This window comes from Endozoicomonas atrinae, from assembly GCF_001647025.1.
GTDB classification, from domain to species: Bacteria; Pseudomonadota; Gammaproteobacteria; order Pseudomonadales; family Endozoicomonadaceae; genus Endozoicomonas; species Endozoicomonas atrinae.
The window spans coordinates 1-22,789 of sequence record NZ_LUKQ02000085.1 but is presented as its reverse complement, the minus strand read 5'-3'; the positions used below and the strand labels follow the sequence as shown (position 1 = coordinate 22,789).

Annotated in this window: 21 protein-coding genes; 12 read left to right on the top strand and 9 right to left on the bottom strand. The window is 45.2% G+C overall.

The genetic code is table 11. The annotated features are described in order from the left end of the window. Nucleotides 1-89: 89 nt before the first annotated feature. Nucleotides 90-632: a hypothetical protein gene (locus tag AK963_RS13555; RefSeq protein ID WP_066015993.1), complete on the bottom strand. Its 543-nt coding sequence runs from the start codon at nucleotides 630-632 to the stop codon at nucleotides 90-92. A gap of 230 nt (nucleotides 633-862) precedes the next feature. Continuing rightward, nucleotides 863-3,145 carry a hypothetical protein gene (locus tag AK963_RS13550; RefSeq protein ID WP_066015992.1) on the bottom strand — a complete coding sequence of 761 codons (2,283 nt, stop codon included), beginning with the start codon at nucleotides 3,143-3,145 and terminating at the stop codon, nucleotides 863-865. 228 nt (nucleotides 3,146-3,373) lie between these two features. On the opposite strand from AK963_RS13550, the gene putP reads away from it, so the two are divergent. Beyond that, nucleotides 3,374-4,900 (top strand): sodium/proline symporter PutP, encoded by a 1,527-nt coding sequence (gene putP, locus AK963_RS13545; RefSeq protein WP_175404517.1) that lies wholly within the window; start codon nucleotides 3,374-3,376, stop codon nucleotides 4,898-4,900. On the opposite strand, the gene AK963_RS13540 is transcribed toward putP, so the two are convergent. Further along, nucleotides 4,897-5,445, bottom strand: a complete 549-nt coding sequence (locus tag AK963_RS13540) for a hypothetical protein (protein WP_066015991.1) — start codon at nucleotides 5,443-5,445, stop codon at nucleotides 4,897-4,899. The genes putP and AK963_RS13540 overlap by 4 nt on opposite strands. Before the next feature lie 232 nt (nucleotides 5,446-5,677). Between AK963_RS13540 and AK963_RS13535 the strand changes: the two genes are divergently transcribed. Then, entirely contained in the window at nucleotides 5,678-5,902 is a 225-nt protein-coding gene (locus AK963_RS13535; RefSeq protein ID WP_066015990.1) for a hypothetical protein, read from the top strand. A 73-nt stretch (nucleotides 5,903-5,975) separates the two neighbouring features. Here the strand turns inward: AK963_RS13535 and AK963_RS13530 are convergent, their stop codons facing one another. Further along, entirely contained in the window at nucleotides 5,976-6,320 is a 345-nt protein-coding gene (locus AK963_RS13530) for a hypothetical protein (protein ID WP_066015989.1), read from the bottom strand. Nucleotides 6,321-6,595: 275 nt separating this feature from the next. Between AK963_RS13530 and AK963_RS13525 the strand changes: the two genes are divergently transcribed. The 10 genes from AK963_RS13525 to AK963_RS13480 all read left to right on the top strand — a co-directional run bounded on the left by AK963_RS13525 (nucleotide 6,596) and on the right by AK963_RS13480 (nucleotide 18,562). Next, nucleotides 6,596-8,041, top strand: a complete 1,446-nt coding sequence (locus tag AK963_RS13525) for an isochorismate synthase (protein WP_066015988.1) — start codon at nucleotides 6,596-6,598, stop codon at nucleotides 8,039-8,041. 102 nt (nucleotides 8,042-8,143) lie between these two features. After that, nucleotides 8,144-9,895: a 2-succinyl-5-enolpyruvyl-6-hydroxy-3-cyclohexene-1-carboxylic-acid synthase gene (menD, locus tag AK963_RS13520; RefSeq protein WP_066015987.1), complete on the top strand. Its 1,752-nt coding sequence runs from the start codon at nucleotides 8,144-8,146 to the stop codon at nucleotides 9,893-9,895. Continuing rightward, the gene (gene menH / locus AK963_RS13515; RefSeq protein ID WP_066015986.1) at nucleotides 9,892-10,698 is read left to right on the top strand and encodes a 2-succinyl-6-hydroxy-2,4-cyclohexadiene-1-carboxylate synthase; all 807 of its coding nucleotides are present in this window, start codon (nucleotides 9,892-9,894) and stop codon (nucleotides 10,696-10,698) included. The genes menD and menH overlap by 4 nt, the downstream gene beginning before the upstream one ends. A 10-nt stretch (nucleotides 10,699-10,708) precedes the next feature. Continuing rightward, nucleotides 10,709-11,548, top strand: coding sequence for a 1,4-dihydroxy-2-naphthoyl-CoA synthase (gene menB / locus AK963_RS13510; RefSeq protein ID WP_066015985.1), 840 nt, complete (start codon nucleotides 10,709-10,711; stop codon nucleotides 11,546-11,548). Between the two features lie 56 nt (nucleotides 11,549-11,604). After that, nucleotides 11,605-12,660: an o-succinylbenzoate synthase gene (gene menC, locus AK963_RS13505; RefSeq protein ID WP_066015984.1), complete on the top strand. Its 1,056-nt coding sequence runs from the start codon at nucleotides 11,605-11,607 to the stop codon at nucleotides 12,658-12,660. Continuing rightward, on the top strand, nucleotides 12,660-14,066 hold the full coding sequence (gene menE, locus AK963_RS13500; RefSeq protein ID WP_066015983.1) for an o-succinylbenzoate--CoA ligase: 1,407 nt from the start codon (nucleotides 12,660-12,662) through the stop codon (nucleotides 14,064-14,066). The genes menC and menE overlap by 1 nt, the downstream gene beginning before the upstream one ends. A gap of 123 nt (nucleotides 14,067-14,189) precedes the next feature. Then, complete coding sequence (thpR, locus tag AK963_RS13495) at nucleotides 14,190-14,831, top strand: RNA 2',3'-cyclic phosphodiesterase (RefSeq protein WP_066015982.1); 642 nt, start codon at nucleotides 14,190-14,192, stop codon at nucleotides 14,829-14,831. A 9-nt stretch (nucleotides 14,832-14,840) separates the two neighbouring features. Beyond that, the gene (locus AK963_RS13490) at nucleotides 14,841-16,409 is read left to right on the top strand and encodes an MGH1-like glycoside hydrolase domain-containing protein (RefSeq protein ID WP_066015981.1); all 1,569 of its coding nucleotides are present in this window, start codon (nucleotides 14,841-14,843) and stop codon (nucleotides 16,407-16,409) included. Between the two features lie 108 nt (nucleotides 16,410-16,517). Beyond that, complete coding sequence (gene ubiU / locus AK963_RS13485; protein ID WP_066015980.1) at nucleotides 16,518-17,525, top strand: ubiquinone anaerobic biosynthesis protein UbiU; 1,008 nt, start codon at nucleotides 16,518-16,520, stop codon at nucleotides 17,523-17,525. Nucleotides 17,526-17,668: 143 nt separating this feature from the next. Next, on the top strand, nucleotides 17,669-18,562 hold the full coding sequence (locus AK963_RS13480) for a U32 family peptidase (RefSeq protein WP_238593727.1): 894 nt from the start codon (nucleotides 17,669-17,671) through the stop codon (nucleotides 18,560-18,562). Nucleotides 18,563-18,572: 10 nt separating this feature from the next. On the opposite strand, the gene AK963_RS13475 is transcribed toward AK963_RS13480, so the two are convergent. From AK963_RS13475 to AK963_RS13455, 5 genes are all read right to left on the bottom strand, one after another. Next, a complete protein-coding gene (locus AK963_RS13475; RefSeq protein WP_066015979.1) occupies nucleotides 18,573-19,682 on the bottom strand; it encodes a glycosyltransferase family 4 protein in 1,110 nt (369 codons plus the stop codon). A 20-nt stretch (nucleotides 19,683-19,702) separates the two neighbouring features. After that, nucleotides 19,703-20,413 carry a sugar phosphate nucleotidyltransferase gene (locus AK963_RS13470; protein ID WP_066015978.1) on the bottom strand — a complete coding sequence of 237 codons (711 nt, stop codon included), beginning with the start codon at nucleotides 20,411-20,413 and terminating at the stop codon, nucleotides 19,703-19,705. Further along, on the bottom strand, nucleotides 20,403-21,008 hold the full coding sequence (locus AK963_RS13465; RefSeq protein ID WP_066015977.1) for a D-sedoheptulose-7-phosphate isomerase: 606 nt from the start codon (nucleotides 21,006-21,008) through the stop codon (nucleotides 20,403-20,405). Before AK963_RS13465 ends, AK963_RS13470 begins: the two co-directional genes overlap by 11 nt. Next, complete coding sequence (locus AK963_RS13460) at nucleotides 21,001-22,044, bottom strand: GHMP family kinase ATP-binding protein (protein WP_066015976.1); 1,044 nt, start codon at nucleotides 22,042-22,044, stop codon at nucleotides 21,001-21,003. Before AK963_RS13460 ends, AK963_RS13465 begins: the two co-directional genes overlap by 8 nt. A 140-nt stretch (nucleotides 22,045-22,184) precedes the next feature. Next, a complete protein-coding gene (locus AK963_RS13455; protein ID WP_066015975.1) occupies nucleotides 22,185-22,619 on the bottom strand; it encodes an NAD-dependent epimerase/dehydratase family protein in 435 nt (144 codons plus the stop codon). Between the last annotated feature and the right edge of the window lie 170 nt (nucleotides 22,620-22,789).

Below are 22,789 nucleotides of genomic sequence, written 5' to 3'. Positions count from 1 at the left end.
GATCATCCTGAGTTTTAATCTGACTGGCTATTTGATCTACCAGTTTTTCGTTGATTTCAACGCTCATTGTTATTCTCCATTTTGGAGTATTAACGACAAGCGTTTACACAATTTAAATTACATTCCCGGTCTGTATTTATTTTTTTGTAAGTTTTTGGGTCCAGTTGTGTACGAATATCTACAATTCTTTTATAAAGTTCTATTAGTTTTTTTGGGTTGTTCGCTTTTTTTATTTCATTGGAAAAGTATGTTCTGATATCTTTCTCAATCAGTTTCTTAAAACCTTTGTCTTCAATATGTTTAACTTTATACATTATCTGTCTTTGTTTGCATTCGTTAGCTAAAGCCAGTAATTTGTCTTCAATATTGTCCAGTTGGACTGATCTAGTAGCCTCTGTTATGGTTCTTGAACGTTTGTCGGCAAACTCATCTTGAAATAATCGCTTTTTATCTGATGGCTTTGTTTTTCTATGGGGGGGCAAAACAACGTCTACATCTCGACTGTGATATTTTCTTTTTTTAATTTTTCCACTACTGCCAATAGTTGATGATTTATCAAGACCATCAAATACACCCAGTTGTACATGACCGAGATTTATATTGAGGCTGTCAAAATTAGAGAAGGAGTCCATTTTTCTCTCTATGGTTGTTCTTTATTCTTACATTCTAAGGAGGGTTCTCAATTCGCAGGCACTAGTTGATCGTACGAGCTTGAGTTGCTGTTTGAAGAAATGGCAATGAGCGTGTCTGCTGAATCGAGAATGCTGCCCTGCATGAAACAGGGCTTACCCGACAACCAGACACCAGAATCTGTATCACCAACTATCTCAATGAGATACCAGTAGTCCTGAAGCTGGCTGAATTATTCAGCCGGTTGCTCGGGAGGTGGCGGCATCACTTTATTAATTGCATTATCAAGCTCTAAATATATGTTGTTGATATCTGTGTTAGTTAAGGTTCCCTCGGCAAGCTGAGAACACACATCTTTGAACACATAAAGGCTTTCATTATAAGAGATGTATTGTTCACCAAAGTCAAGATTTAGCCATTCCAGGTAGCGACTACCCAATGCACTAATTTGCTCCTCATAACCTGGATACTGGTCTTGAGTTTCTCTAATGATATGATCTCTAAAATTCTGTTGGGTTTCAGCGGAAGCTGGAATATTGTTGAAAGTGAGATAATCAACATCATCATCCCATTCATCATCATCCCATTCATCTTCATAGTTTTCATCAGGCTGATCAACCTGATTATCCTGAAGATTAACCTGCAAGGTTTGAGTGCGGGAAGATGATCCAGAGGTATCATTACTCAAGCCATTTGGAGCAGATCCTTTAACCAGGTCTGGTAATGGCTTTCTATTGTCAGATGTGAGCCTGCTCTGATCATTTGAGTCCAGTCCAGTAACCACATCAGGCAGCGGTTCTTTTTTCGGAAATCTCAACTCATCTGCTCTCTTTAGCTGATCTTGAGTGATAGGGCCTTTATTTTGCCATGCAAGTTCGCAGGCAATCTGGGCTGTAACCAGCTGGTTATGGATATCAAAAATTCCAGCAAGTGAATTTCCAGAGATTTGTCTCTGATCAGAGCGTTCTGATTTTAACTGTTGAACTTGTGATTGAAGGTCGTTTATCTGACCTTCGTTTAACCGGTCTGCTTGCTCTGGTGGAGGATTACGAAAGTGGCTATGAAAGCATGATAGGTTGAAGGACTCTAAACCCAGTGCATAGTTAAACTGTTCTTTCGAATCACCCATCTGTATCATTGGTTCCATACGGTGTAGTGCTTGCAATGGCGCACTGAGTTCCCAGCCCCTGTCAACCGCTAAGACTTCCTCTGGATGCGGGTGGAGATCTTCACCCGCAGGCAGTCCGGTATAGATTGCATTGACGCATTTAAATTGTGTCAGCTTTGGAACTAGCTGGCCATAGGTATGGATATAGCCTATTTGTCTAGCCTCAAACTCTTTGCGCATTTTTTCAGCACGCTTTTCACATTTTGAGATTTGTTTTGCTCTGCTTTCTATTTCATGCCTAAACCAGGGTTTTTGAATTTTCCAGGCTTTTTCAAGTTTCTTTTCATATTTTGATATTTCCATCTCCAGCCTGTCTTTTTCCAGCATATAAACTGCTTCTACTCTGATGTGCTCAGAGGCTCTTTCCACTTCTTCATTCAGTTTGCTTACCAGGTTGGGAATTATCTCTCGTTGTTCTTGTAAAGCCCTTAATGCTTTCTCGGTATTGGTTTTAACTTTATGACAGTACTTTTCAGGGTGTGAAGAAACTCTTGGAAAAAATGGTTCTACCATTTGTACTCTTAATTCTTCAATATCAGTTGATAACTGTTTGTTCTCTCTAAGGTTGTCCCGTGCAAGACACCTGTTTTTTATTTCTTTTACATCTCTTGGGACGACATCGACCATCATATCTCTGAATGCTTGTCTATGTGTCTTAACTAGACTTTCATCAATCTCCCCGGCAGCATCAAGCAAGTTCCTAACAGCTTCACACTTTTTCCTGGTCATGTGGAAGTCTTTGCCTGGGTCCCCGTCGTATGGAATCATTTTGAGGTGTTTCGGCATTTCCCTTACAAGAACTGCCATTTGGTGATGTATCTTTTTGTTGAGTGAATCTATTACGGTGACTGATACTTTATTATCTTTCTCAAGTCTGTTAACTTCTTTTTTTAATTGAACAAGACTTGCACCTGATTTGCAGCGCTTGATTTCATGAGATAGGTATACTTCGGTGTCCGATTCGACAAGCTTTTTGAATCTAGCCCTATCTACAAAAGTGCACTCTAGTGGGATATCATCAGGGAGTCTTAAAATACTGTCAACGTGATCTGGTATTTCTTGGCCTTCCATGTCTTCTTGCATCAATACCTTGACACGCCTTTCAGTCATGTCTTTTTGGAATTCATGCATATCTTTTTTCATGGAAGATTTTTCTGGGTCAATGATCGCTTTATCAAAAAAACGCTCGATACTTCGTCCCCACTTAGAAACTAACTTTCCATGGCTGTCCAGTATTTTGGTGTCTTTTTCTGCTTCTATGCCCGAATACTTTGCCGGTTTAGGATCAGGCAGTTTGATGTGCTCAGGGTTAATATCTACTGGTGTGTTTATGCTGTAACTGTCCATGTCTTGATCCGATTTAGAACTCCGTCTGTAAAGAATAGCGCATGTTAATTATAAAAATATGATATAGATTTTCCGCTGAGGTTTTCTTTAGGGTTAAATAGGCAGTGCCATATTATTGGCAGATTTTATTTGATATATAACTAATTACAACAGCTGTTATCCCGAATTGAATTTAATAGTCAAATGTAAGCTAACGTTGAAGGTAAATACTCTAAGAGTTTAACCCTCGTGGAAAACCAAATTCAAATAACAATAACCTTCCTGATTTATTTTATCGCCATGCTGGGTGTTGGCTATATTGCCTGGCAGAGAACTCAAAACTCATCTGACTATTTTCTTGGCGGGCGCTCACTGGGGCCGTGGTCGGCGGCATTAAGCGCTGGTGCTTCTGATATGAGTGGATGGCTCTTGCTGGGTCTTCCGGGGTATGCATTTGCTGCCGGGTTTGAAGCAATCTGGCTAGGGCTTGGGCTATTGGGAGGAACCTGGTTGAACTGGCTTCTGGTGGCTCGTCGTTTAAGAATCTACAGTGTGGTTGCAAACGATTCTTTGACACTTCCCGATTTCTTTTCCAACCGGTTCTCCGATCTGAAGTATATCCTGCAACCGGCCAGTGCTGGTTTTATCCTGATTTTCTTTCTCTTTTACACCAGTTCAGGGTTGGTAGCCGGCGGCAAGCTCTTTGAATCAGTTTTTGGCTTTGACTACGAGCTGGCTGTGATTCTTGGCATGCTCAGTGTGGTTTCTTACACACTGTTTGGCGGTTTTCTGGCAGTTTGCTGGACTGATCTGGTTCAGGGTCTGCTGATGTCTGCAGCACTATTGATTGTTCCTGTGACGGTGCTGGAGGTGACAGGCGGCACAGAGCAGGTGTTCACAGAGATCGAGCAATTTAACCCCCACCTGACCAGCATGTTCACCGACGTTCAGGGGGAAGCCCTTTCTGTGGTTACTGTTTTGTCATTATTGGGCTGGGGTCTGGGATACTTTGGCCAGCCACACATTATGGCCCGTTTTAAAGCCATTCAGTCCAGTGATCAGCTGACGTTGGCACGGCGCATTGCGGTTTCATGGACTGGAATCTGTATGGTGGGTGCTTTGCTGGTTGGTTTGACCGGAATCATTTATACCCAGCGGCAGGGGCTGGTGCTCGATGACCCCGAAGCGATTTTTATGTTGATGGTGAACACCCTCTTTCATCCAGTCATAGCGGGTATTCTGCTGGCCGCTATTCTCGCAGCCATTATGAGTACAGCAGATTCTCAGTTGCTGGTTTGCTCAACTGCGGTAGCAGAGGACTTTTATCGAAATATGCTGCGTCCCAATGCTTCTCAGGGTGAAATGCTGATGGTTGGCCGTATTGCTGTTGTTGGTATAGCCGTACTGGCAACGGTCCTGGCATTAAACCCCGATAGTTCTGTACTTGAGATGGTGGCTTATGCCTGGGCAGGGTTCGGTGCTGCTTTTGGCCCAGCACTGTTGTTCTCTCTTTACTGGAAGAGAATGAACGGGTTGGGAGCGCTTGCCGGTATTGTCACAGGTGGTGTTACCGTTGTGGTATGGCGTTCGCTCAGTGGTGGTATCTTTGAAGTTTACGAGATTGTTCCCGGTTTTATCGCGGCTTCAATAGCAATAGTCGTGTTTAGTCTGATTGGTAAGGCACCTTCTGATGAGGAGTCAGAAACCTTTCAGAAGGTGCAGGCGCTTGTGAAATTACCATCAGGTGATAGTCAGGATGAGCCGGTTATCAGCTAGTTATGGCGTGGGTAGCGCCAGAAGTTAGGGCTGAAAGGCAGGGTCAGCGTGGTATCCTCGCCAGCAAGACAGGCTTCAGGATGGTATCTGCTCAGGTGGTAACGTACACGCTGTTCCTGCTGCTTTGATACATCTACCATAATCAGATGCTTACCTTTTACCAGATCATCATGGAATCGTGCTGTTTTGTAATTCTCACGAGTGACACCGGCCAACCCACCACTCCATGCGCCAAAGAGTGTAAAAACGCCAGCGACCAGTAGAAGAGCGGGCAGGGGGATATCAATTCCAATCGGGTTCCACCACTCAATCAGCGTGGCAGCCAGAAGGCCAGTAACACCGCCGATGAGGGCTCCCAGCTCTCCCGAGTGAAGTACATCGTTTTCCTGAAGCATGTTGGCACTGTGAACCTGCCTGTGAAACAGGCCTGCTTCATTTCGGCTTAACACATGGAGATGCCAGTCGGTGATACCATCCCGGTGCAGGTCTTCTGTGATTTTGGTTACACTATCGAGCGAGTCAGTCAGGTAGTAGAGACGTTTCATAGTAAACTCCTGCTTTACTGCGCGCAGAATCTATGAATAGAGTATAGATTATCCTGAAGGCTGCCTGGATGCTGTGGTGGCAGAAAATGGGTCTAAGTATTCTGTTTTTTCGGCAAATAGCTCTACTATTCCCTTCACAAAACGGAATGCTTATCCTTAATCTTCTGCCGCCCTCGCTGGGAGCAATTCTCAGGCAGCCTCCAAGGCCCACGTAGTTTTAGGTAAATTGACAATGAAACAAATAAAAGTTGCAGTCAGAAAGAAGGGATCCAAGAGTACTCTGGAGTTCAGTGAAGCAGACAACGAGCTGAAGCAGACACTGGAACGACTGGCAAAAAAGGGACTGAACCCTATGCAGATGTGCCAGAAACTGATTGAACATGATGTGAAGCATCCCGGAGGAGGGGACTGGACGTATGACCGGGTCGTAGAGGAATGTGAGCGTTTGAAAGTGTGATGCCCCAGCATCCAGCCGGTGAGGTTGCCTCTTTCTGAGCGTATTTAGAGTAACCTCACCATTGATTTCATGCTTATTGTTTTGTGGCCTTCAGCAGATTCTGGAATCGGCGCAGCTTCTCTTCCTGAGTCAGTTGAGGGGCTGGTTCTGATGGCTCCTGAATAAGCGGGCTGTAATCCAGCATTGATGTTTCTGCTGTTGTTTCCTGGGGTGCAGCGCGTTCCTGAAGCCAGGCGTCCATCACATCAAGGGCCTCTAACAACCCTTGATGTTCATCTGATTCATTCAGGTTATCAGCATCCGACATCTGGTTTATTTTCTTTAACAGATTACTGCGTATTTGGATAATTCGCTCTTCCGAGATTTGTTCCCTGTTCTCTTCCAGCCATTTTCTGGCTGACTCTCCATTGGTGGCCATGGTGAATAGTTACCCGTACTGATGAACAAGATTACCTGGTGAAACTGATCAAGGATTCAGTTCTGTTTGAAAGGTATGAGTTTCAGAGTTGAAAGAAATGTAATGATAAAAAGTTAAGTTGAAAAATTCATCTACTATTACACTCAGTTGGCTATACCCGTAGGAATGGCATGGCTTTTCTCGGTAAATACGATCCAGATACCGGTGGCCAATCTACGTACAATTACGTTATCTTACGATGTTTTATTTCTAACTATTTTTATTGGCAGGATGTCTTGACCAGCGTAATTCAGGCTCAGTTTGCATTCATGGTGGAACAGTTGGAAAAGCTGTTATCTCAACCTGTGCCTGAAAAGCGGCTCGTCAGAATTGAACTTCCTTTGCCGGCCATTCATCTGCAGGGGTTTCTGGCTGCGCAGGACTGCTCTGAAAAAGCGTTCTGGCGAGACAGGGAAGGTGATTACGCTATAGCGGCTCTCGGTTATAGCTGGTCAGAGAAGTTATCCTGTCGGAAGGATCTGACTTCAGTATTTACCAGTGTCCGAAAACTCTTGAATCATTTACCGGAGCATGCGAGCAGCCAATGCCTCTGCTACCTCTCTTTCGCGGATGATCAACGTTCAGTATGGCCTGCTTTTGGTTATGGAATGGTCATCTTGCCACTACTGGAACTGGTACAGACACGCAAGGGAATGGTGCTGGGGGTGAACCTCAGGTCTGACAATGCTATTGAATACCACAACAGTATTCGCAAGGCTCTGGACATTATCGCAGCACTCAACTTCAGCCAGCAGTTGCCCGAAGCTGACTTTACTTTTCAGCTTGAAGGTTACCAGCCGGATTCGAATGCCTGGAGCCAACTTGTTGGCAAGGCCAGGCAGGTCTTTGTATCAGGAGTGCTGGACAAGGTGGTGCTGTCGCGGGAAACGTGTCTGAAACTTGAGGGGCAGATCTCTCCATTCTCATTGCTTTATGCATGGCAGCAGGCGAACCCGCACTCCTATCAGTTTTTATTTCAGGGGGAGGGACAAACGTTTTTTGGCTGCTCTCCTGAGCGACTGGTTAAACGACTGGAAAATATTATTTCTACTGAGGCTCTGGCAGGCACTATTGTTCGTGGTCAGAACCAGCTTGAAGATTCCCAGCTGGAAAGCCTGCTGATGAACGACAGTAAAAATATCCATGAAAACCGTCTGGTTCTGGATGATATTTGCCATAAGCTGCAACCACTCTGTCAGTCACTGGAAGCGGATCGTAGTCACTCTATTGTTAAGCTTCGACATATTCAGCATTTGCGTTACCAGATTCGTGGAATATTGAACCGCGATGTGTGTGATGAACAGTTACTGGATGTGCTTCATCCAACCCCTGCAGTGGGAGGAGCTCCAAGAGAAGAGGCATTGTCGTTTATTGAAGCAAATGAGCCTTATGCTCGTGGACTGTATGCCGGTGTGTGTGGGATTGTTGGTGTTCGAAAGAGTGATTTCAGTGTGGCGATTCGTAGCGCTCGTTTGGTTGATAATGCCCTGATGCTTTATTCTGGAGCGGGTATTGTGAAAGATTCCGCTGCTGAAGATGAATGGGCCGAGCTGAATAACAAAATTGCAACGGTACTGGATATTCTGGATCGTCAGAAAACCTCAAAAGATGGTATCGCTGTATTGTCTGGTCAGGCAGGACAGTATGTTGATAGTAACCATGATTTCGCAGCACTTTCTTAGGCCCTGCTAACGTATCTGCTGAAAACCCGAAGCAGCGCAGTAGCAATGAAAATACTGTAATACTTCATTTATGGCTGGCTGTCAGAGCCGGTGAGTTTGTTCATGACATTTAAAACCGACTACGCAAATATCAACGGTATCTGGTCTTCAGTGCTGATTGAAGAACTATGGCGACTGGGTGTCCGGCATTGTTGTATTGCCCCTGGATCTCGCTCAGCACCATTGACATTTGCAGTGGCAGATCATGAAAGCATGACCCGCCATGTTCATTTCGATGAGCGAGGTCTTGGTTTCTTTGCCCTGGGGCTGGCCAAAGCCACCGGAGAACCAGTGGCCCTGATCACAACGTCAGGCACTGCTGTTGCCAATCTCTACCCGGCCATTATAGAAGCCCACCAGTCGGGCATACCGCTGGTCGTTCTGACTGCCGATCGTCCTCCGGAGTTGATTGACTGCGGAGCAAATCAGGCGATTGATCAGCTGAATATTTTTGGTAACTACACCGGATCAACGCTGGACTTGCCAACGCCGGACCGGTCCATTTCCCTCCGATGGCTGCTGGGCAGTATTGATCAGGCCTATGCCCGCTCATCAGCACGGGGACTGCCACTGCACATCAACTGCATGTTTCGGGAACCTCTCTACCCACATCAGGTGGAAGAAAGTACTCATATTGTAAATGACGTCTATTTTGCCAGTATCCAACAATGGATATCATCTCTAACACCTTACACTGAGTACTTTGTTCCAGAGGCAACCCTGTTGCCAGATTTGGCTCGATGGCAGCATTTTACGGATGGCAAAGGTTTGATTGTTGCTGGGCGGGTGATGCCTGAGACTGATGTTAATGTAATTGTGCAGTTATCAGAACGCCTGGGCTGGCCGTTAATAGCGGATGTTCAATCACAACTCCATGGTCACCCACAAGCCATCAGGCATGCTGATCTTTTATTGGCCAGTTCCGCCTGTGAAAGCGTACTCAATGAGGTCGACCGTGTGCTACAGATTGGTGGATACCTGACGTCCAAGCGGTTGGATCAGTTTATTAGCCGGCACGATTGGAAGGAGTACTGGATGCTTGATCCTGCTCCCAGAAGAGTCGATACAGGACAACGGCAGAGTGTGCGCCTGGTAGGTAATATTGATTCGGTTTGTCATCAACTGTTGCTCTGCAGTGAACATATACAGGCTGACAGGGAATGGAGTTTGCCATTGACGGCGCAGGCGGAGAAACTTGGTGGCGAGCTGAAAAGTCAACTGCCAAGCCAGCTTAATGAACAATGGCTCGGTGCTTCTTTAGGGGAGCTATTACCTCCTGAAAGCAGTTTGTTTCTTGGCAACAGCCTGCCTATCCGCATGGTGGATATATTCTCAGCACACCATTTACCACGGGTTTATGCGAGTCGTGGCGTCAGTGGTATTGATGGACTCATTGCTACCGCGGCTGGATGTGCTGAAGGAAATCAGGGGCCAATGGTTTTACTGGTTGGAGACATCTCCTTCCTCCATGACCTTAACTCCCTGCAACTGGCAGCTCAGAGTAAAACGTCACTGGTTATTGTGCTGGTTAATAACGACGGTGGTGGTATTTTCTACGTGACCACCAAAGGCTGCAGCAATGATGCCGCCCAGGTGGCTAAAGATTATTTTGTGACACCCCATGGGCTTTCCGCACAGCATGCTGCTGAACTATTCAGTATTGATTATTCGGCGCCACAATCCATTGATGATTTTATATCGCAGTTTAATAGAGCATGTTCTAAAACTGGTTGTACCATTATTGAAGTTTTTACTGAGTCTGGTCTGGGGGCAAAAAGCATTGAGCAGGCCGTAAGCATGGCTAAAACACTGTGAGCCTGTCCTACTATTGTTCTGGTGCTGCCAATGCGCCAGCCCTGGTATTACTACATGGTTTTCTGGGCAGTGCAGGTGACTGGCAGCCCCTCTTGGCATTGCTCAAAGATAACTATCATTTGATTGCAGTTGACCTGCCGGGACATGGTTCAAGTCAGTGGGTAGAGCAGGATGCGCAGGGAGCGGACTATTTCTGCCATCGTCTGGAACAGACGATTCAAGCCATTGAACAGATAGAAGGCATTAGTCTGAAACCGTTCAACCTGCTGGGCTACTCTCTGGGCGGTCGTCTGGCCATGGCATATACCATTGCTTACCCGGAGCGAGTAGAGAAACTTTTACTGGAAGGTGCGCATCCAGGGCTGGTCAGTGAGCAGGAAAGAAGTGAGCGATACCTGTCAGATCTTCAGTGGGCCAGGCGCTTTCGAGAGGAGCCTGTGGCTGAAGTCCTTTTGGACTGGTATAAACAGCCGGTGTTTTCGGACCTGGATGATAGCCAGATTCGATCTTTGATTCATGAGCGCTCAAAAGGCAGTGGTTTGCTATTAGCCGACGCCCTGGTGTCATTCAGTTTATCGAAGCAGCCAAATTATCGTCAGGCACTCTGTCAGTTCAGAGCTGGTTCAGCACTGTCTCCATGTGTTCATTATTTTTATGGTGAAAATGATCACAAGTTTGGGCAGCTTGGACAGCATTTACTGGCAGAGCATGTGATTCACAGTGTCCACCCTGTAGCTGGGTGTGGGCACAATGTTCATCGGGAGCAACCAGAGGCCATGGCCAGGTTGCTTAGAACGCTATAAGGAGTTGGATATGAGCAAACAGCTGGATGCAGGTGTAATCTGGGAAAACCTCAGTGGTGATTATGAGGATATTCTGTACCACCGGGCAGAAGGTATGGCCAAAATTACCATTAACCGCCCGGAAAAGCGCAACGCGTTTCGCCCTCAGACTATTGTAGAAATCCAGAAGGCTCTGGAGTCTGCTCGTTTTGATGAGTCGGTGGGTGTGGTGATTCTGACCGGTGCTGGTGATCTGGCTTTCTGCTCCGGTGGAGACCAGAGCGTGCGTGGAGATTCTGGCTACAAGGATGATAAGGGGACTCATCATCTGAATGTTCTCGATCTGCAGCGTCAGATCAGAACCTGTCCAAAGCCGGTTGTTGCCATGGTTGCCGGTTATGCCATCGGTGGTGGTCATGTCCTGCACCTTGTATGCGACCTTACTATTGCTGCGGATAATGCCCGTTTTGGTCAGACTGGTCCAAAAGTAGGTTCATTCGATGGCGGTTTTGGTGCCAGCTATCTGGCACGTATTGTCGGTCAGAAAAAAGCCCGGGAAATCTGGTTCCTATGTCGCCAGTACGATGCGAAGCAGGCTGAAGATATGGGGCTGGTTAATACCGTTGTGCCTTTGGAAGAGCTGGAACGTACAACCGTAGAGTGGTGTCGTGAGATTCTGCAGCATTCCCCTCTGGCACTTCGTTGCCTGAAATCTGCCATGAATGCCGACTGTGACGGCCAAACTGGCCTGCAGGAGCTTGCAGGAAATGCAACGCTGCTGTTCTACATGAGTGAAGAAGCTCAGGAAGGGCGGGATGCTTTTCTGGAAAAACGCCAGCCAGACTTTAGCCGTTTTGGTCGCAACCCTTGATTGGTTGCAACGCTTGATTGGTCACAACGATTGATCCCATTTTTCATAAACTATCTATGAAACACTGCAAGGCCGATATCCTGAGGTATCGGCTGCCTTTAAAGCAGCCGTTATTCTTGAAATATTCCTGCCTGAGTGAGCGGGAAGGGCTGATTTTACGTTTGAGTATTGGTCATCGGTATGGTTATGGCGAAATAGCCCCATTACCGGGGTTTAGCCGTGAGAACCTTTCAGAAGCTGAAGAACAACTTCGGGTTTTCTGTCGGGCATTTAATGCTGGTGGTTTTAAGCCTTCGTCTTTCAGTGATCTGGCTAACTGTGCTTCTCTCACTGAGACTCTGGGGGCACTGTCAATACCATCAGTGTTATTTGGTATTGAATCCGCACTGTGGTGGCTGAGGCAGGATCATTGGTTTGTCCCTCCAGAAACAGGGCCTCTTTTTCAGGGCAGCACCGAGCATATTCTCCAGCGGCTTGATCAGTGGCAGGGGAACTGGCCGAATGAGTTCAAGCTGAAGATAGGGCGAGGTTCAATAGAAGACGACTGTGTCAGAATTAACCTGGTTCTGAAGGCATTGCCGAAGTCCGTCAATATCAAGTTGGATGCCAATCAGCAATGGACATTGGAACAAGCCATCCGAGTTGCTAACTCTATTGATGTAAAGCGAGTTGCCTTTGTTGAAGAGCCAACAGCTCATGTGGCCGAATTTTCAGAACTCTATGAGAAGACCGGGCTTCACTTTGCCCTGGATGAAACGGTTCAGAACCCGGAATACCTTCTTCATCCCATGCAGGGGTTGGCTGCCATTGTTATAAAACCAACGCTGGTGGGTGGTTTAGAGCGTTGTCGGCAGCTGGTGACAATGGGAAGAAGCCTCGGTGTCAGGACTGTTTTCAGTTCTTCTTATGAGTCATCCATTGGTTTGCACATACTCGAGCAGCTCAGCGCTCAGTGGACACCAGAGGAACAACCGGGCCTGGACACCTCCTCTGCTTTTATCGACAGTCTGACCTCTGAAATGATTATTGCCGGTCAGCCGGTATCTATTAACCCTGCTTTTGTCAGCCTGGGAGATACAGGACTGAAGAGAAGCCTGAAAGAAAGCAGTTGATGAAGACGATCTTCCCTGAATTGCAATACTGTCCATTACGTCATCGAGCCATTCATCAGTCCACCTGTACAGCGATTCAGCTGGAGGAGGGTAGTGTTACTTTTCGGTTGCTTGATGAATGGGTGGATGAGTGTTGTCGTGTATACCGGGGTAAGGGGATGAGAGCTGGTAGCCGTCTTCTGTTTATAACCAGTAAACCACTGGATACGGTGGTAGTTGCACTGGCCTGCCTTCGTTCCCAATGGGTATTCTGCCCTGTAAACCCAGCCTTTCCAGAAGAGCAAAAGTCAGGGTATCGCGAGCGGACTGGCGCCACGCTGGTGGCAGACAGCGCGGGTATCAGTTTTCACCGACCTCCTGGTCAGTTGGAAATGCACTCACGATCACAGAGTAGCCTTCAACCCATTGAGATCATTCCTGAAGCCATTTACGACCTGATTGCAACATCTGGAACGACGGGCATCCCAAAGGCGGTAGCGCACAGTTATAAAAATCATTATTTCAGTGCGTTGGGCTCAATGCATACGTTGCCATTAACCTATGGTGATACCTGGCTACTGTCCTTGCCCCTGTTTCATGTGGGGGGACTGGCTATTGCTATGCGTTGTCTGCTGGCTGGTGCCACAATGGTATTGTTTGAACGAAAACTGCCTCTGGATGAAATGCTGGCCAGAAAGCGACTGACTCATCTGTCGCTGGTGAATACCCAACTGTTCAGGCTGATCCAGTCAGGCTTGTCTCTCTATGATGTGGGAGTACGTTATATTCTGCTGGGCGGAGGTGTTGCCTCCCCCAGGCTGGTGGAGGAGGTAAAAGCACAGGGAGTCACTGTTCTGACGACTTATGGTATGACCGAGATGGCTTCTCAGATTTGTACCGGAGAACCCCTGTTTACCGGTAGTGGTGTGACTTCCGGAGCGGTATTGCCATGGCGTGAGGTTCGTCTTTCTCAGGAAGGTGAGGTTCAGGTGCGTGGAGAAACCCTGGCAAAGGGGTACTATCAAAATGGAGAAGTGACTCCATTGTCGGATGCTCGTGGATGGTTTTACACGGGTGATAAAGGACGTTGGTTTGGTGAACAGTTACAGATATGTGGCCGTATGGATAATATGTTGATCTCGGGAGGGGAGAACATTCACCCGGAAGAGATTGAGCAGGCTTTGCTGACCTTTCCTGAAATTGTCCAGGCTGTGGTCGTTTCAATGACGGATCCTGAGTATGGTAAGCGCCCTGTTGCTTATGTTCAGACTGTGGACGGTACCCTGAATGAACCATTTACAAAAGAGAGGCTGGCAGGCAAGATAGCTAAATTCAAAGTACCAGTACATATTCGTTTATTTCCTGAGCAGATAGCAGAATCAGGTATCAAGATTAATCGCCGCTTTTTTCAGGCACTTTTGGAATAATACTACGATACAGGCAGATTTCTGCCAGCAATGTACTAGACTAGGTTCAACAAACTTAGCCAGACCGAGTTGCAGGGTGCAGCTGGTTTGAATTTAGCAGTCAGACGTTGAAGTTAGAATAATATGAAAAATAATCACATTAGCTACAACGCCCCCAGTGACCTGACCTCCTATGATGAGACGCTGTCCCATAATTCCCCGGTAAGGGCTTTTCTTGCAGTAAAACTTCCTCTTGAACTTGCTGCAACACTTCATAAAAAAGCTATTCATCGAGCAGGTGAAGGTCATGTTCATGACTTGCGCTGGGTCGCCCCCCAGCAGCAGCATATTACTCTTAAGTTCCTGGGGAATAGTCATCCTCACCAACTACAGCAGTTAATCAGCAACCTTGAAAAAGATCTGGCTGATTACCATACCTTTGACAGTATGACCGGCTGTTTTCGTTTCTTTCCAAATGGGCGCAACCCTCGGGTGCTTGCCCTGGAGATGCATTCAGGACAGGAATTAAAACGTCTTGCAGATATTTGTGAGCAGTCAGCGGTACAGTCAGGCTTCAGTGCTGAAACTCGGAATTTTCGCCCTCACGTTACACTGGGGCGGTTTAAACACCAGAGGCATGTCACTCACAGTCAGTATTTTAACCTGCCCAGTTTTCGAATGACGGTTGGTGAAGTGGTATTACTGGAAAGTGAGAGTACTTCAATTGGAACGCGATATAAGCCTATTCATGCTTTCCCATTGCAGCCTCTTGCCATCAGCGCGTGATCACCTTTGATGCAGCTGCGTGACGTACTTCTCTATGTACACTCAGGTAAAAAGACGTCGATAAGAAAACAAGATAATCGTCCATATCGAACGTCCAGAAACCTGGATTTCTCAAAACTGGTTCAGCCAGTGTTTGAGGATAATCCCGGGTTAGTCGATCTATACTACGAGGCTTGGAAACTATCCTGGGAGCATGTTCTTGAAAGGGAAGGGACCCCTTCCCGGTGTTATCTTGATGAAGCCTTTTCTCTCCATACCATCTGGATTTGGGATAGCTGCTTTATGTCGATGTTTGCACGCTATGCCAGTCAGCAATTTCCAGTAGAAGGTACGCTGGACAATTGCTATCAGATTCTTCATGAGCAACAGCCAAGTGCTATCAATATACAACATCCTGATAATCCGCCGTTATTTGCCTGGGTTGAATGGCAGCTTTATCAAATAACCGGAAATAAAGAGAGACTCCATAAGCTGATACTGGATAAAGCCTGGCTTCAGAAACACTACCGGTTTATTGAGAATTCCAGACGGTGGAGTGTAGTGAGAGGCGCCAATGTACGGATGTCTATCCATAAAGAAAACTATGGTTATCTCTGGCATGGAACTCCCAGTGGAATGGATAACACTCCCAGGGGACGAAACCGTTACCATGACATTTACTGGCTGGATCTGTTGGCGATGCAGGTACTCTCTGCACAATACATCAGCAGAATGGCTAAGGAACTTTCAGAAGATCAATTGGCCGCTGAATATAAAATCCTGGCAGAAGAGGGGACTGAACTGCTGAACAGGTATTACTGGGATGATGAAGATGGCCTTTACTATGACATCTCCCGCAAGAACCCCCGGCAACAATGTAAGGTGAAAACTCCCGCCAGTTTCTGGCCTATGCTGGCCGGTGCCTGTCGTTCAGATCAGGCACTAAAAATGGCATCTCACCTTGAGAGTGATGGTATCTTTGGAGGCCGTTTCCCATGGCCCTCTGTAAGTCGGGATGACCCGGATTATCATGCCAGCGGACATTACTGGAAAGGGGGAATCTGGCTGCCTCTGGCTTATATGGGGACTCAGGCGTTAAAGCAGTACGGATTTCATGATATTGCTGACACCACTGCTGAACGGCTGCTTAATAACATGTATCAGACATGGCAGCAGTTTGAACCACACAGTATCTGGGAAGCTTATGCACCAGAAGCTCACAGGCCGGCAACCACTGAGCATCCTAGAAAAGAGCAACTGGTCCGGCCTGACTTCTGTGGCTGGTCAGCGCTGGGGCCCATTAACATGCTGATTGAAAGCGTGCTGGGTTTTGAAAACATTTCTGCACCCGAGCGAACAATTCATTGGAGAATTTATCAACAATGCCGGCATGGTCTCAACAACTTGAGCTTTGGTGATACTGTTACCTCGCTTCTCTATACCCATAAACCTGCTCCTGAAATTTCTGTAACCAGCAATAAGCCATATACACTCAAAGTCTTTTACAGGGGAGAGCAGCGAGATTTCAAAATCACCCGTGGTTTTCAGCATATTCGGCTGTCAGAAAATGAGTCAAACAGGGTGAATAGGCTGCCTTAATGGTTCAGCCATAAAAGTACTTTTTACTATTGACGTATGTGTTGATAAGTATCAAGTTGGTTTTTTGTTCAGCGTGCTATGCTGCGGGAAAAACTACTGGATAATTCTATGGAATTGGTGTGTCCTGCCGGTAATCTTCCTTCCCTTAAAGCTGCTGTCGATAATGGTGCTGATGCCGTGTACATCGGCTTCCGGGATGAAACCAATGCCCGGCATTTTGCTGGTCTGAACTTTTCCGATCAGCGGGCAATGAAGGCGCTGGATTACGTTCATAAAAACCCCCGTGGAAAAAAGGTACGACTGTTTGTTGCAGTCAACACCTATGCTCAGGCGACCAACTGGAGCCGCTGGAAAAAAGCAGTGGATATGTGTGCCGACTTCGGTGTTGACGCTCTGATCGCTGCAGATATTAGCGTGTTGGACTACGCCAGCAAGCGGTATCCGGATCTGAATCTTCATCTTTCTGTTCAGGCTTCTGCCACCAATCAAGCCAGCCTGTCGTTTTATCATGACCATTTTGGTATCAAACGTGCCGTACTACCTAGAGTGCTGTCGTTAAAACAGGTTGAGCGACTGGCCCAGAAAAGCCCGGTGGAACTCGAGGTATTTGCCTTTGGCAGTCTTTGCATCATGGCGGAAGGGCGCTGCATTCTCTCTTCCTATGTCACAGGTGAATCACCCAATACTGCAGGTGCATGCTCTCCTGCATCTGCTGTGCGCTGGCAGACAACAGCCAATGGTATGGAAACTCGACTGGGAGGTCTGTTAATTGACCGTTTTGATAACAATGAGCAGGCCGGTTACCCAACCCTTTGCAAGGGGCGCTTTAGGGTGAATGATACAGTCAGTCATGCCATTGAAGAACCTACCAGCCTGAACACACTGGATCTGATTCCTCAGCTTCATCAGGCAGGTATCAGTGCCGTTAAAATTGAGGGCCGCCAGCGAAGCCCGGCCTATGTGGCAGAAGTAGTGAGAATCTGGCGGGAAGCACTGGATCATTACCAGGAAAATCCAGGCAGCTTTATGACCAATGAACGCTGGATGAGTGGTCTTTCTCGTCTATCTGAAGGTAGCCAGACAACACTGGGTGCTTATAACCGTCCCTGGCAGTAACTATATTGTTGTCGGTAGCTTGTGCTCTGATTGGACTTTTTGAATCACAAAGACACGAAGTCACAAAGGTTTAAAAGTCTTCTTTGTGCCTTCGTGTCTTTGTGGTGAACAGATCGCGCTTCCGAGTAATTCCCGGAGCGGATATGGAAAAAACTATGCAAATTACCCTTGGCCCATTACTGTTCTTCTGGCCGAAAAACGAAGTTATTTCATTTTATGAAAAGGTTGCTGAGTCATCTATTGATCGAGTCTACCTGGGAGAAGTCGTCTGCTCTAAAAGACGGGAGCTGAAGCTGGGTGACTGGCTAACCATTGCGAAATTATTGCAGGCAAAAGGGAAGGAAGCCATTTTATCGACACTGACACTGATTGAAGCCGAATCTGAACTGGCTCAGGTCAGTAAGGTCTGTGAGAACGGTGATTTTTCTGTAGAAGCCAATGATATGGCGGCGGTTCATTACCTTTCCAAAGTGGGTATCCCTTTTATTACTGGTCCTTCTGTTAACCTCTACAGCGCTGAAGCCCTTCAAGTCCTGCATCGAACAGGCTTGAAGCGCTGGGTACTTCCGGTTGAACTCTCCTTTGATCATCTGAAGATGATCATGAACCGCCTGAAAGAGCTGGGTATTCATGACCTGGAAACAGAAGTGTTCAGCTATGGTTATCTGCCACTGGCATACTCTGCCCGGTGTTTTACAGCACGTACTCATGAGCTGAGCAAAGACAGCTGCGAGTTCAGCTGCATCAAGTCATCCGCAGGTATTCCCCTGGCTACCCAGGAGGGCGATGCACTGTTCACCATTAATGGCATCCAGACACTTTCTGGCAGTTGCCACAATATCATGGATCAGTGGCAGGCAATGGAGAGTATTGGTGTAAAAGCTATGCGTCTTTCCGGGCACTCGGAGGATGTTTTGAAAACTGCTAAGGATCTGGCATTGGCCATTGGTGCCATGGAAAAAGGCTATAGTGGGAAAGGTGAACTGGAATGTAATGGTTACTGGCTTGGGAAGGAGGGAATTAAGAAGGCATATTGAAAAAGTCTTATTAAGACAAGAGTGAATGATATAGGTCAGCATACTGTTTTACCATTTGGTCAGCAGTAAACAGCGTTTCATAACGAGCTCTGGCGTTTCTACCGAGCTGGAAAGCCAGGGCTGGACTGTTCCAAAGCCTGGTCATTGCTTCTCTAAGGGCGATTGGATCAGATGGAGGTACAACCAGTCCTGTCTCGTTGTGAATATTAATATAAGTTGTACCAGTACCAATTTCACTGGAGATAAGTGGTTTTCCATACATTGCTCCTTCTACCAGTGTAATACCAAAGGCTTCAGAGCGAAGATGGGATGGAAAGACAACACAATAACAAAGTTTCAACAGGACACACTTATCTTCATTGGGCAGGGCACCGAGAAAGTGGATATTTTTAAGGTTCAAACTTTCAGCTTGGCTCTTAAGGTCTTTTTCAAGAGCTCCAACACCCACTAATACTACTGGAAAATCAGTGTATTTCATTGCTTCTAAAAGTATATGGAGACCCTTGTAATAGCGGAAAGCTCCGATAAAAAGAAAGAAACGTGAACCAATTTTTCTTTTCCATTTAGACAAAAGCTCTGTAGAGTGAGAAGTGCAACTGCAGTCATTGATACCAATAGGTATAATATCAACTTTACTCTTCAGTTTATCTAAAACACTGCTGGTTTTTAGATAATTGGAAGACGTGGCAACAACCCTGTTCACATTATTGAGGAATAAAAACATTAGAGGTTTGTAAAATTGATAAAGATGTTTTTGCTTAATGATGTCTGAATGATAGGTAACTACAGTTGGCTTCTTAATTCTCGTCAGGAAATGCACAGCATCCATAAAAGGCCATGGGAAGTGGTAATGGACAATGTCAGCAGAAGAGGCCAGTTCTGAAAAATCCTTGAAAACGGATAGCGAGAACCCGGTGGATGCTAGATAGATATCAAGATTGGATCTATGGGTAATATGATTGTTTATTTTTTCATTTCTATTCGACCCCCTATTACTCAAAAAAAGTACTTCAGAATGAATGCCATGCTTAAATCCATCTTCTGATATCTGGTAAATAACATTTTCCACTCCTCCATAATTGTCAGGGAAGTAGGTTTTGGAAAAGTGCAGAACGTTCATTATAAAAAATGGTATAGGTATTAACTAAAGAAATGCGGAAATTTTTCAGGTATCTCTATTTGAGCTCTTGCATATGAATCAGGAGTTCCTATATCAATAAAATATCTGTTCTCAATAACGATTCTAAATTTTTCATTTCTGGCAATTTTGGCGAAAAAATCATGTTCTAAAGAGAATGGAGTGTTTACTGGATAATTATTAAAAATATTCGTTGGAAAAATATAGACTCCAGCACTGATTGTACCTGCCCCAGAAATTCCTTTCTCTGAAAATCTTGTCACTATACTTTCTTTGTGGTCTATTCGCCCATACCTTGAAGTATCATCAATATCTATCCCACATATAATAGGGTCATTAGATTCTTTAAGAGGGTACGATATACTATTAAGATTAAAGTCCAGAAAACTATCCCCATTCATAACGAGCACCTGAGGTTCTTTGGCTTTAGTCATTGCAAGCCTGATCGCTCCTCCCGTATCCAGTTTTTTATGCTCGGTTATAAAAGAAATGTTAATTTTTGATGTTTTTTTTGAAAAGTGATCGTAGATAAGGTCAGAATGGTATCCTAGGGATAAGATAATATGATTAAACCCCTCATCGAGAAGCTTTTCTATGAGTATCTCCATAAACGGTTTCCCAGATATGAGAGCCATTGGTTTCGGCTTTATTCCAATTGTTGACTTCAAGCGTGTGCCTAAACCACCAGCAAGAATGATGGCCTCATTTATCATTTTTGAACTCTCTCGCAAAAATTTCATCCTCAACAGCACCACATAATATATGCCCTAAAATCAGGTGACCTTCCTGAATATTAGCAGTGATTTTATGAGGTATACGCAGGCATATGTTACATAGGCTAGCCATTGTTTCACTTTCTTCTTTTGTTCCCGTAAGACCAATCGAGAATATTTCTCTCTGATTTGCCGTATGAAGAGCATTCAATATATTAGGAGATGTACCAGATGTTGAGTATGCAATGAGGATATCATTTTTCATACCAACGGCTTCTATTTGCCTTGAGAAAATGTATTCAAAGCCATAGTCATTACCAATGGCGGTTAGTGCAGAGGTGTCTGTTGTTAAGGCTATAGAAGGTAGACCGGGGCGATTAAAATTGAATCGGGAGACAAATTCAGCAGACATGTGCTGAGCATCAGCAGCACTGCCGCCATTTCCTGCAAACATTAATTTTCCATTATTATTAAAGCATTTTATTACTGAGTTTATAGACTGGTTAAGATTGTCAATAAGAATCAAGTCTTTACGAATACTATCGATAAGTAAGTAAGATTGATTCAGGCTGTTTTCAATAAAATTACTAATCATTATGAACTGTCCAACATTGAGAACCCTCATGTGAGAATTGACAATTACTTGTCCAGCCACCACTTTTTTTCAGAATACTGATGACATCATCTTTTTTTTCGGGTTTAACAAATAGCATCATAAAACCACCACCGCCAGCACCGGATATTTTACCTCCAAGTGCACCTGCGCTCATTGCTGATTGAAATACAGAGTCGATTTCAGGGTTAGATATGGATTCAGCAGTTCTCTTTTTGCTCTCCCAGCTCAGGTTAAGGTTTTCTATAAATGAATCAAAATCTCCTTTTAGAAGGGCTTCTTTCATAGTCAAGGCTGCTTCTTTAATACTATGCATAGCTTCTATTGATTGAGAAACGCCGCTTTGTATTTTTTCAACCTGTTGGTCAATAATCGAACCACTTAATCTTGATCTTCCTGTGTAGTAAAGAATGAGAGAAGCTTCTAACTCGCATATGATCCAGTTTTTAATTCGTAATGGATTAACAAGTACACGATCTTCAGAATAAAATTCCATGAAATTGAATCCACCGAACGTGGCAGAATATTGGTCTTGTCTGCCTCCGTGAAGGTTGCAATCATTTCTTTCTATTTGATAGGCAAGATAAGCTATTTGATAGTCATCCATGCCGACATTAAAATATTCATCAAAACATTTTATCATTGCAACTACTAATGTGGATGAAGCACCTAAGCCTGAGCCTACAGGGGCATCACAAGAAGTTGTGATCTTAATATATGTCGGCTTATTGTTATTAAAGTCAGAAACCATGCGGTTATAAACAGCCTTGTGCAAGTCAAGCATTCCATCAAGTTCAAATGGGTATAGTTCATAATTGATAGATATATCAATATTACGGTCGGTAGCTACAATGTTAATTTTAGGCTCTTTAATATCTTCGATTGTGCAGTATGCATAACGCTCAATGGTAGCATTAAGAATATAGCCTGTATGTACATCCGCATAAGGGCTGACATCTGTTCCTCCCCCCGCGATGCCTAAGCGGAGTGGGGCTCTGGATCTTACAACTCGAGTCATCTTGAAATTACCTAAAATATAAGGCTTATATAATACGTTTGGTGAACAATTTCACTTAATAAAAAGGGGGATGGAATGAAAGGTTTAAATTGAGTCAGTGTTGTCAAGGTATGCTGATAGGCAACAACATAGAAAGTAGTCTAGCAGTGTTCAGGGCTCTGTCGATGTTGACAGTACCAGTCCCATGTTTCTTCAAGCCCCTGACGCAAAGTCCATTTTGGAGCAAAGTCTGTGTCTTTTAGCTTAGAAAGGTCATAGCTTCTGTAGTCTTGGCCATTAGGCTTATCAGGGTTCCATTGATAAGAATTCTCCATGTCTGCGATATCTGCTATTTCAGAGACTATCTCCTTGATAGAGTATACTTGGCCGCTGCCAATATTAACCGGACCAGATAGGTTTTGCATGATTTCCAGTGCGGCACTGGCAGCATCCTTAACATAAAGAAAGTCCCTCTGTGCAGTACCATCACCCCAAACATCAACGACATCGCCAGTTAACTTAGCATCATAAAACTTCTTAATCAGTGATGACAGCAATTTTTCGATCAGTATGTTCAAATTTAAATGGTAGATCAAAAATTAGTCTGTATATAGCATCTACATCAGGGTCACCATCTACTGTCATCACCGGCGTAAAAAGTCCTCAAAACACCAGTCCAAAATGACCTGTCGTTAAGTATAGCTTTTTGGGGTGGTCTGCAAGTCTGATAGTTCCAGAAAGTTAAATATTTTACTAAGCTGACTCT

What these genes read in the sequence shown, in the direction of transcription:
- menD (WP_066015987.1), top strand. Translation starts at nt 8,144, where the DNA reads ATGACATTTAAAACCGACTACGCAAATATCAACGGTATCTGGTCTTCA.
- AK963_RS13490 (WP_066015981.1), top strand. Translation starts at nt 14,841, where the DNA reads ATGCAGCTGCGTGACGTACTTCTCTATGTACACTCAGGTAAAAAGACG.
- AK963_RS13550 (WP_066015992.1), bottom strand. Translation starts at nt 3,145, where the DNA reads ATGGACAGTTACAGCATAAACACACCAGTAGATATTAACCCTGAGCAC.
- AK963_RS13555 (WP_066015993.1), bottom strand. Translation starts at nt 632, where the DNA reads ATGGACTCCTTCTCTAATTTTGACAGCCTCAATATAAATCTCGGTCAT.
- menE (WP_066015983.1), top strand. Translation starts at nt 12,660, where the DNA reads ATGAAGACGATCTTCCCTGAATTGCAATACTGTCCATTACGTCATCGA.
- menC (WP_066015984.1), top strand. Translation starts at nt 11,605, where the DNA reads ATGAAACACTGCAAGGCCGATATCCTGAGGTATCGGCTGCCTTTAAAG.
- AK963_RS13470 (WP_066015978.1), bottom strand. Translation starts at nt 20,413, where the DNA reads ATGATAAATGAGGCCATCATTCTTGCTGGTGGTTTAGGCACACGCTTG.
- AK963_RS13540 (WP_066015991.1), bottom strand. Translation starts at nt 5,445, where the DNA reads ATGAAACGTCTCTACTACCTGACTGACTCGCTCGATAGTGTAACCAAA.
- AK963_RS13465 (WP_066015977.1), bottom strand. Translation starts at nt 21,008, where the DNA reads ATGATTAGTAATTTTATTGAAAACAGCCTGAATCAATCTTACTTACTT.
- thpR (WP_066015982.1), top strand. Translation starts at nt 14,190, where the DNA reads ATGAAAAATAATCACATTAGCTACAACGCCCCCAGTGACCTGACCTCC.
- ubiU (WP_066015980.1), top strand. Translation starts at nt 16,518, where the DNA reads ATGGAATTGGTGTGTCCTGCCGGTAATCTTCCTTCCCTTAAAGCTGCT.
- AK963_RS13460 (WP_066015976.1), bottom strand. Translation starts at nt 22,044, where the DNA reads ATGACTCGAGTTGTAAGATCCAGAGCCCCACTCCGCTTAGGCATCGCG.
- AK963_RS13480 (WP_238593727.1), top strand. Translation starts at nt 17,669, where the DNA reads ATGGAAAAAACTATGCAAATTACCCTTGGCCCATTACTGTTCTTCTGG.
- AK963_RS13530 (WP_066015989.1), bottom strand. Translation starts at nt 6,320, where the DNA reads ATGGCCACCAATGGAGAGTCAGCCAGAAAATGGCTGGAAGAGAACAGG.
- AK963_RS13535 (WP_066015990.1), top strand. Translation starts at nt 5,678, where the DNA reads ATGAAACAAATAAAAGTTGCAGTCAGAAAGAAGGGATCCAAGAGTACT.
- AK963_RS13475 (WP_066015979.1), bottom strand. Translation starts at nt 19,682, where the DNA reads ATGAACGTTCTGCACTTTTCCAAAACCTACTTCCCTGACAATTATGGA.
- menB (WP_066015985.1), top strand. Translation starts at nt 10,709, where the DNA reads ATGAGCAAACAGCTGGATGCAGGTGTAATCTGGGAAAACCTCAGTGGT.